Annotated in this window: 5 protein-coding genes and 1 pseudogene; 3 read left to right on the top strand and 3 right to left on the bottom strand. The window is 76.0% G+C overall.

The window, feature by feature from the left end:
• Window positions 1–1,701 (top strand): WG repeat-containing protein (locus tag EF903_RS23010; protein WP_148142556.1); only part of this gene is annotated, 1,701 nt, incomplete at its 5' end.
• A gap of 46 nt (window positions 1,702–1,747) precedes the next feature.
• On the opposite strand, the gene EF903_RS23005 is transcribed toward EF903_RS23010, so the two are convergent.
• On the bottom strand, window positions 1,748–2,575 hold the full coding sequence (locus EF903_RS23005) for a dienelactone hydrolase family protein (RefSeq protein ID WP_125546094.1): 828 nt from the start codon (window positions 2,573–2,575) through the stop codon (window positions 1,748–1,750).
• Window positions 2,576–2,734: 159 nt separating this feature from the next.
• Here EF903_RS23005 and EF903_RS23000 point away from each other — a divergent pair, with 159 nt between their 5' ends.
• Window positions 2,735–3,160: an STAS domain-containing protein gene (locus tag EF903_RS23000; protein WP_125546092.1), complete on the top strand. Its 426-nt coding sequence runs from the start codon at window positions 2,735–2,737 to the stop codon at window positions 3,158–3,160.
• Here the strand turns inward: EF903_RS23000 and EF903_RS22995 are convergent.
• Together EF903_RS22995 and EF903_RS22990 are read right to left on the bottom strand one after the other, a co-directional pair.
• Window positions 3,148–5,490, bottom strand: a complete 2,343-nt coding sequence (locus tag EF903_RS22995; protein WP_260615808.1) for a SpoIIE family protein phosphatase — start codon at window positions 5,488–5,490, stop codon at window positions 3,148–3,150. The genes EF903_RS23000 and EF903_RS22995 overlap by 13 nt on opposite strands.
• Before the next feature lie 123 nt (window positions 5,491–5,613).
• On the bottom strand, window positions 5,614–8,586 hold the full coding sequence (locus EF903_RS22990; RefSeq protein WP_125546090.1) for a HAMP domain-containing protein: 2,973 nt from the start codon (window positions 8,584–8,586) through the stop codon (window positions 5,614–5,616).
• 107 nt (window positions 8,587–8,693) lie between these two features.
• Here EF903_RS22990 and EF903_RS22985 point away from each other — a divergent pair.
• Window positions 8,694–8,940 (top strand): annotated as a pseudogene (locus EF903_RS22985) (hypothetical protein); the annotation flags it as partial.

Genomic DNA, 8,940 nt, shown 5'->3' with positions numbered 1-8,940 from the left:
GCCATGCACACCGCCCCGCCCCCGCCGTACGCCGTCCCCGTCGAGGGCGCGGCCCCCTTCGGGCGGCGCCTCGCGCTCGTCGACCGGCGGGGCCGGCTCGTCCGCCCGCCCGAACTCGCCGCCGTCGGCCGGTTCCACCCGGACGGCCGCGGCGGCTGGACGGCCCCCGCCGCGGACCTCGCCGGGCGCTGGGGCTACCTCGACGGGCAGGGCGCATGGCGGGCCGAGCCGCACCTGGAACACGCCGGAGACTTCGACGACTTCGGGCTCTCCCCGTTCCTCTCCGGAGGGCTGTGGGGGTACGCCGACACCACCGGAGCCCCCACCGTCACGGCCCGGTTCACCGAGGCCGGACCCTTCCGGCACGGGCTGGCCGTCGTCCGCACCCCGGACGGCGTCGGCTACGCCACCCCCGACGGCACGGTCGCCATCGGCGGACGCTACCTCCAGGCGGGCCTGTTCGGGCCCGTCGGCCTGGGCGCCGTCCGCCTCGCCGACGGCCTCTGCGGCTACGTCGACCGAGCCGGCCGGATGGCCGTTCCCGCCCGTTTCGACGGTGCGCGGCCCTTCAACGCCGCCGGGACGGCCCCCGTCCTCGTCGGCACCGAATGGGGTCTGATCGACACCGCGGGGGAGTGGGTCGTCGAACCCCGCTACCGCATCCTGAACGCCTTCGACGACAGCGGCCTCGCCTACGCCGGCGCGGACACCGCCGAAGGCTCCTCCACCGGATACGTGGACGCCCGCGGGAACACCGTGCTGCGCCGCGAGAACGAGATGGACGACGTACCGGCCTGCGGCCTGGTCAAGGTCGGCGACGGCCACCGGCGCGGCTTCCGCGACGCGGCCGGCCGATGGGCCGTCCCGGCCGTGTACGAGTGGGCCGACCGCTTCGACGCCGGCGGCGCCTGCGTCGCCCGCGCCTGCGAGCCGCCCGCGTGGGGGGTGCTGCGCACCGACGGCCGGTTCACCCCCGTGCCGCACCCGGAACCCGTCACCGACGACGACGGCTGGATCACCGGCTTCGACGGCGGACACGGCCTGGCGCCGTTCCTCACGGCCGACGGGGCGGTGGCCCACGTCGACCGCGAGGGCCGCGACGCGTGCCGTACCGAGGCGACCGCCGACGGCGCCGCGGCCACCCTCCGCGACGCCTCCGGCGCGGCCGTCTGGAGCGTCGTCGCGGAGGCCGGAACCTTCGAGCCGCCGGAGGCGTGGCTCTCCGGGGGCGTCCGCCACTGCATCGACCACGACGGCGCCTGGGACGGCGACACCGCCGAGGCCGCCCGGCAGCTGCTGGCGGCGCCCGCCCGCCCCTTCCACCCCTGCTCGCTGATCTTCGGAGGCGACGACCCGTACGACCTGTCCGACCTCGACGCCCACGACCTGGAACGCGTCCGGGACGGCGCGCTCGCCGTGATCGCCTCCAAGTGGCTCGCCGGGGAGTGGATCGCGGAGTACCCCTTCCTCCTCGACCGCACCCAGGCCTGCTTCGACGAGATCACCCGCACCCTGGAACGGCGCCTGCGCGCCGCCTTCGGCGACCCCCTTCCCGGGGCGCGGAGCAGCCTGCGCAGCGGCGACGGCGAGTGGTCCGCCACCTGGGAGGTCGACGGCCGGCACCTGGTCCTGCAGTACTACGCCCAGATCGGCGACGGGGACACCGAGTTCCAGGTGTGGCTGGCGGCGGTCGACACCTGACCGCGACGGCCCGTACGCCGCCGGATCCGCCGGGCGGCGGCGGGGTTCAGCCGCTGCCCGGGTCCGGGAGCGGGGCCAGGCGCCGCCGCAGGAACTCCACGGTCCGCTCCCGGGCGGCCAGCGCGGGATGCCCCTCCTCCTCCCGGACCTCCCGCGTCAGCACCGAGTGCGCCTTCCGGCCGAAGCCCGCCGCGTTGCCCGGCCCGGAGTCCAGCTCGATGTACTCGAACGCGTCGCCGAGCCGGGCCCGGAGCGTCGCGAAGCGGTCGCCGGGGACCAGGCCGTCCCGGGTGAACCGGGCCCCGAGGACGCACAGCCCGTCCTCCCGCATGCGCCGGCCCACGTTCCGCAGCTCCTCCTCCGAGAGGCCCGCGTCCGCGCGGCGCGCGGCGCCCAGCGGCAGCGGCAGCGACGGATGCCCGGCGACCGCGGCGAGCACCGAGTCGTCGACGGCCGCGGCGAGCGCGAAACCGCCCGTGAAGCACAGGCCGACCACGCCCACGCCGGGTCCCGGCGTCCGTGCGGCGAGATCCCGCGCCAAGGCGCGTATCCAGTCGGCGAGGGGCCGCCGGGCGTTCAGGGCGAGGGCCCGGAACTCGCGGGAGACGCAGGCGCGCCCGATGACGGCCGCCGCACGGGCCGCGGACGGGGCGGCGCCGGGCGTCCCGAACAGCGACGGCACGGCCACGGTGAACCCGCTGTCCGCGAGGTGCCGGGCGAGCCCGAGGACCTCCGGGGTGATGCCGGGCAGCTCCGGCAGCAGTACGACGCCGGGCCCCACGCCCCGCTCGTACACGTCGTGGGCCGTACCGTTCCGGGAGAACCGGTCCCGGCGCCAGCCGTCGAGGGTGGAAACGGGCGCTGTGCCGCTCAAGATGACCTCACAGGGGAAGGCGTGCGATGCGGTGCCCCCGCAGTATGCCCGCCCCTTCCGCCCCCGGCACCGACCGGGGCCGCGCCCGGTGCATGCCGCGGTCCGCCGGGGGTAGGCGGCCGAGGAAGCTCGGACCCGCACTTCCCCCGGGAGGTTTCGATGGTCACGCCGCCGGCCGGAAGTCGGGAAGGTGCACACGGCGACGGAGCGCGGGACGCCCTCGCCGTCGAGGTCCGGCCGGAGGCAGGGACGGTCGTCCTCCTGCTGGCGGGCGAACTCGACCACGACACCGCCGAGCCCCTGCGCGACGCCCTGCAGGCCGCGCTCAACGCCCCGGCGGCGGGCGGCGCCCCGCACCTGCTGGTCGACCTGTCCCGGCTGCGGTTCTGCGACTCGACCGGCCTGAACATCCTGCTCCGCGCCCGCCTCGTCGCGCGCGCCGCCGGCGGGGCCATGGAACTGGCAGGGCCCACCCGGCAGGTCGCCCGGATGTTCCACCTCACCGGTGCCGACGGCGTCTTCCGCGTCCACCCCGACCTCGACACGGCCCTGACCGCCGGCCGGGCCGGGGATCAGGACACCTGAACGACGACCAGGCTCGTGTCGTCCTCGGTGTCCCCTTCGGCCGCCCCCATCAGCTGGTCCGCCTGGTCCTCCACCAGGCCCGGACGCAGCCGCTCCGCGGCCACCTGGAGGGAGGCGAGGCTCTCGTCCAGCCCCGTGTGCCGGCGCTCGATGAACCCGTCCGTGTACAGCAGCAGCGTGTCGCCGGCCTCCAACTGCGTCTCCCGCCCCTCGTACGCGGCCCCCGGCAGCGCCCCGAGCAGCACGTTCTGCGATCCGTCGAGGAACCGGGCGCGGCCGCTCCGCAGCAGCAGCGGCGGCGGGTGCCCGGCACCGGCCCACGCCAGGGTGCGGTCCGCCGGGTCGAACAGGGCGCACACCGCGGTCGCCGTCGGCTGGCCCGGCGTGCCGAGCGCGACGTCGTTGAGCCAGCCCATGAGCTGCTCCGGCGGGGCACCCGTGAACGCCAGTCCGTGCAGCGCGCCCCGCAGCGCGATCATCGCGGTGGCGGCTCCGATCCCGTGCCCCGCGATGTCCCCGACCGTCACCAGCACCCGTCCCCCGGGCAGGGGGTGCACGTCGTACCAGTCGCCCCCGACGCGGTCCTCCACGGCGGCCGGCCGGTAGCGGGCCGCGACCCGCAGCCCGGGGGGCGTCTCCAGCGACGGCGCCTCCGGGACGATCGCCTGCTGGAGCCGCAGCACCAGCTGGTCGCGCAGGGCCGCCTCGGCCTGGGCGGCCGACAGCTGCTCGAAGGTGGCGGTGAGCGCCAGCTCCGTGTGGTGCTGCACCGAGACGTCCTGGTACACGCCGGCGATGCCGACGAGTGCCGAGCCCGCCAGGACCGGCTCGGCGGCGATCCGCACGTGCCGCACCCCGCCGTCGGGCCGGTAGACCCGCACCAGGCACCGGCCGCCGGCGTGCAGGTCGGTGACCGACGCCAGCAGGTCGTCCAGGACGACGGTGTCCTCGGGGTGCAGCCGCTTGCCGAGGGAGCGCAGCGGAAGCGGCGGGCCGGCGGGGTCGAGGCCGAACACCGCGTACGCCTCCGGGCCCCAGACCGACCCGCCGGCCGTGTCGTCCTCGAACGTGGCCAGCCGGTCGAGCCGGTTCAGCGCGCGGGCGAGCGGTGCCCCGCGCGGGCTGCCCGTCTGCCACAGCACCGCCGCGCGCCCGCCCCCGAGCGGGAGGACCCGCACTTCGGCCATCTCCGGCCGGGGCGGCTCCGTCCCCGCTGCGGCGTCCGGCCGGGGGCCGGGCAGAGCGGGCGCGTACTGCGGAGAGCCCGCCGCGTTCGCCCGGGCGATCAGCCCCACCAGCTCGTCGTGGACGGACGGGTACAGCTGGGCGGCCGGCCGGCCGACGGCGGACGGGAAGGCCCCCAGCTCCCGGAGCGCGGCCGGGTTCAGGTAGTCCACGGTGTGCGCGGGCAGCCCCCCGGCCGCCGGCGGGCCGTCCCCGGCCGTCGGGCAGATCACCACGCCCGGATGGTCCAGCTGTGCCAGCAGGGCGGCGAGCTGCGGCGGCACGTCCCGCCCGGTGTCCGCCGCGTCCAGGTGGTGCGCGGCGGGCGTGCACAGGGTCGCGACGGTGTCCCGCGCGGCCGCGTCCAGGGGCGCCGGACCGGGCCACACGGCGAGCGCCACCCCTACCGTGCGGCCGCCCGCCTCCAGCGGCAGCAGCGCCCGCCCCGCGTCGGGCCGCCCGCCGGGCAGCCGCTCCCCGGGCCCGGGGCCCGAGGGCAGCCAGGCGGCCTCCCCGCCGGCCAGGACCCGGTGCAGTGGGCCGCCCGTCTCGGGCGGGATCCAGTGCCAGTGGGCGGCCTCCTGCGGGTCGGCGCCGGCCTCTCCGACCAGTTCCAGGCAGTCCGTCGGGGTGCGCCGCCACAGGTACACGGCCTCGGCGCCCAGCCGGTGCAGGCCGTTCTCCAACAGGGCGGCCGCCGCCGCGGCGGCGGTGTCCGACGACGCGGTCGCGGCGATGCCGCGCCGGACGCGGCGGGCCTCGGCGGCGGTCCGGTCCACCGCTTCGGCGGGCCCGTCGGAGACGTGCGTTCCGGCGGCCGCGTTGACGATGTCGGCGGCCAGGTCGACCGCGGACAGGCCCATCGACGCCGCCAGCCGCAGGAGGTGGTCGGTGGCCTCGACGGGGGAGAGGGCCAGTTGCCCGGCCAGTACACCCGAAGCCAGGTCGACCAGCCGGCGCCGCCCGCGCTCGGCGTGCAGGGCGGACACCTCGGCCGTCAGTTCCGCGACGGCCGAGGCCAGTCCACTGCGCGGCACGCTCATTGCGGCTCCGGGGCCTTCCCTGTCGGTGGCGGTGGCGGTGGCGGTGGCGCCGAGGCTTTCCATGGTGCGGGGGGACCGGCCGGCACCCCCGCCGTCCGCGGCCCCGCCATGTGCGGGCATCGCGGGGTCGATCTCCGTGTGCGTCTGCCCGGGCGTCCCTCCGGCAACCCCGCCCGGGAACGGCGGTCAGGTGTCGGCGGTCCCCAGCCACGTCCGGATCGTGGCGAGGAGTTCGTCGGGGTCCACCGGTTTCGTCAGGTAGTGCGAGGCACCGGCGGCCATGGCCTCGGACTGGTCGTCGGGCATCGCCTTCGCGGTCACCACGACGACGGGGAGCGACCCGCGGCCCGGCATCGCGCGGATCGCCCGCGTCGCCGCGTAGCCGTCCATGCCCGCCATCATCAGATCCATGATCACCAGGTCGACCTCCGGGTGCGAGGCGAGCAGGTTGATCCCCGCCGCGCCGTTGTCGGCCGTGAGGACCTCGTGCCCTGCGGTCTTGAGGATCTCCGTGAGCGCGTAGACGTTCCGGCTGTCGTCGTCGACGACGAGGACGGTCCCGGCGCCCGCTCCGGGCGCGTCCGCCGCCGGCGGCAGGGCCGCCTCGGCCGTCTCGGCCGTCTCGGGCGCCTCGGTCGTCTCTGGCGGCGCGCCCCCGACCGCCGTGCCGCCGACCGCGTCCCCGGCCGCGGGCCGGGCCGGCTGCTCCGCCCGGGCGACCGCCTCCGGCAGGTACAGGGTGAAGGTGCTGCCCACCCCGACGCTGCTCTGCAGGGTGATCGTGCCGCCGAGCAGCCGGGCCACCTCCCGGCTGATGGACAGCCCGAGCCCCGTGCCCCCGTACGCCCTCGCCGTGCCCCGGTCGCCCTGCTGGAACGCCCCGAAGACGGACTCGACCCGGTCGGCGGGGATCCCGATCCCCGTGTCGGCCACGCGGAACGCCAGCACCGGCCCGGCACCGCGCAGCGGCAGCGGGACCTCCGCCTGCGCGGCCTGCTCGACCCGGAGCGACACCTCGCCGCGCTCGGTGAACTTCAGCGCGTTCCCCAAGAGGTTGCGCAGGACCTGCCGCAGCCGGCCCTCGTCGGTGACCAGCCCCGCCCCGGCCCGCGGGGCGGCGCTGACGGTGAAGTCCAGCTTCCGCTCGTCCGCGACGGGCCGGAACGTCGCCTCCGCGTAGTCCAGCACGCGCTGGAGCGACACCGGCTCGCGGTGGACGTCCATGCGGCCCGCCTCCACCTTCGACAGGTCCAGGATGTCGTTGATGAGCTGGAGCAGGTCGGAGCCGGCGGAATGGATGACCGTCGCGTAGTCCACCTGCTTCTCCGTCAGGTTCCCGTCCGCGTTCTGCGCGAGCAGTTGTGCCAGGATCAGCAGGCTGTTCAGCGGCGTGCGCAGCTCGTGGCTCATGTTCGCCAGGAACTCCGACTTGTACAGCGAGGCGCGCGCCAACTGCTGCGCCCGCTCCTCCAGTTCCTGCCGGGCCTGCTCGATCTGGAGGTTCTTGCGCTCGATGTCCCGGTTGCGGTCGGCCAGCAGTGCCGCCTTCTCCTTCAACTCGGCGTTGCTGTCCTGGAGTTCCCGCTGCCGCGCCTGGATCTCCTGCTGGCGGGCGCTGAGTTCCGAGGTCAGCTGCTGCGAGCGCTCCAGCAGCTCGTCGGTGCGGGCGTTGGCGATCTGCGCGGCGACGTTCGCCCCGAGCAGCTCCGTGAACTGCTCCAGGAAGTCCCGGTGCACCGGCGCGAACGCGTGTACCGAGGCCAGTTCGAGAGCGCCCAGCACCTGCCCCTCGACCACGATCGGCAGCACGATCAGCACCGAGGCGTCGGCCGACCCGGTACCGCTGGAGATCCGCGCGTACCCGGGAGGCAGGTCCTCCACGAGGAGCATGCGGCCGTCGGCGGCGGCCTGCCCGACCAGCGACTGCCCCATCCGGACGCGGCGCACCCCCGGCGGGGCCCCGTCGGGCAGCCCGTACGAGGCGATCGCCGACAGCTCCGTCCCCTCGGGCCCCTCCTGCGCGAGGAAGAAGCTGCCGCACTGGGCCCGCACCAGCGGGGGCACCTCGCGCATGACCAGCTCGGCGACCTCGGCCGGACTGCGGCGGCCCTGGATCCCGCTGGAGATGCGGGCCAGGTTCGTCTTCAGCCAGTCCTTCTCCTCGTTGGCGCGGGTCGTCGCGCGCAGCGACTCGACCATCGCGTTGATGTTGTCGCGCAGCGCGCCGACCTCGCCCGGCGCGTCCACGGCGATGGTCCGCGTGAGGTCGCCGCGCGCCACCGCTCCGGTGACCTCGGCGATGGCGCGGACCTGGCGGGTCAGGTTCCCGGCCAGTTCGTTGACGTTCTCGGTGAGCCGCTTCCACGTGCCGGAGACGTCCGCCACCTCGGCCTGGCCGCCGAGCCGGCCCTCGCTGCCGACCTCGCGGGCCACGCGGGTCACCTCCGCGGCGAACGAACCCAGCTGGTCCACCATCGTGTTGATCGTGGTCTTGAGCTCCAGGATCTCGCCGCGCGCGTCCACGTCGATCTTGCGGGTGAGGTCGCCCTGGGCGACGGCCGTGGTGACCTGCGCGATGTTGCGGACCTGGTTCGTCAGGTTGTTCGCCATCGAGTTGACGTTGTCCGTGAGGTCCTTCCACGTGCCCGACACGCCGTGGACGGTGGCCTGCCCGCCCAGATTGCCCTCGGTGCCGACCTCGCGGGCCACGCGCGTGACCTCCTCGGCGAACGAGGAGAGCCGCTCGACCATCGTGTTGATGGTCTCCTTCAACTCCAGGATCTCCCCGCGCGCGTCCACGCGTATCTTCTGCGTGAGGTCGCCGCGGGCGACCGCCGTCGCCACCTGCGAGATGTTGCGGACCTGCGAGGTCAGGTTGTCGGCCATGCTGTTCACACCGGCCGTCAGCTGCCGCCACACCCCGCCGACCGGCGGCACCCGCGCCTGCCCGCCGAGCAGCCCCTGCCCGCCGACCTCCTCGGCCACCCGGGTGACCTCGGTCGTGACGAGGGACAGCTGTGCCACCATCCCGTTGTAGACGGCGGCGATCTTGCCGGGCAGCCCGCCCGCGTCCTCGGGCAGACGGGTGTCGAGGTTGCCGTCGCGTACGGCGGTCAGCCCCGCGAGCAGCTGCTCGAGTGTTCGGTCCGTCTCGTCCATGAGGCTTCCCTTGGCAGTCTCCTCGACTACTCCACTGTGGCACGGAGCACGCTTCCCGGCTCCCCGCCCGGCGGTGTGCGGGGGCCGCCGCCGGGCAGGAGCGGACCATGGACACGGCAGACAGGGCGGGCGCGGACCGCGCCCGCGCACGCGAGGCCGGCCCGGCGCCGCTTCCCGACGAGGGCGCCATGGTCGACGAGCACGGGCGCCCGCCCGGCGCCCCCTCCCGCCGCGGCACCGGCTCCGCGGCACCCCCGGCCGACCCCGACCGGTACGCCGCCGCCAACGCGGCCCCGGACCCGCCGGCCGCCCCGGAGCGGCCCGCGCCCGCCGGGCCGCCCGACCCTCCCGTAC

The sequence above is a fragment of the Streptomyces sp. WAC05292 genome, from assembly GCF_003949955.1.
In the GTDB taxonomy this organism is placed as follows: Bacteria; Actinomycetota; Actinomycetes; order Streptomycetales; family Streptomycetaceae; genus Streptomyces; species Streptomyces globosus.
The sequence above is the reverse complement of the archived record's forward strand: the minus strand, read 5'-3'. Positions and strand labels throughout refer to the sequence as shown.

Bases quoted from the DNA above. Each gene is read 5' to 3' on its own strand.
- EF903_RS23000 (WP_125546092.1), top strand. From the start codon at position 2,735: ATGGTCACGCCGCCGGCCGGAAGTCGGGAAGGTGCACACGGCGACGGA.
- EF903_RS22995 (WP_260615808.1), bottom strand. From the start codon at position 5,490: ATGGAAAGCCTCGGCGCCACCGCCACCGCCACCGCCACCGACAGGGAA.
- EF903_RS22990 (WP_125546090.1), bottom strand. From the start codon at position 8,586: ATGGACGAGACGGACCGAACACTCGAGCAGCTGCTCGCGGGGCTGACC.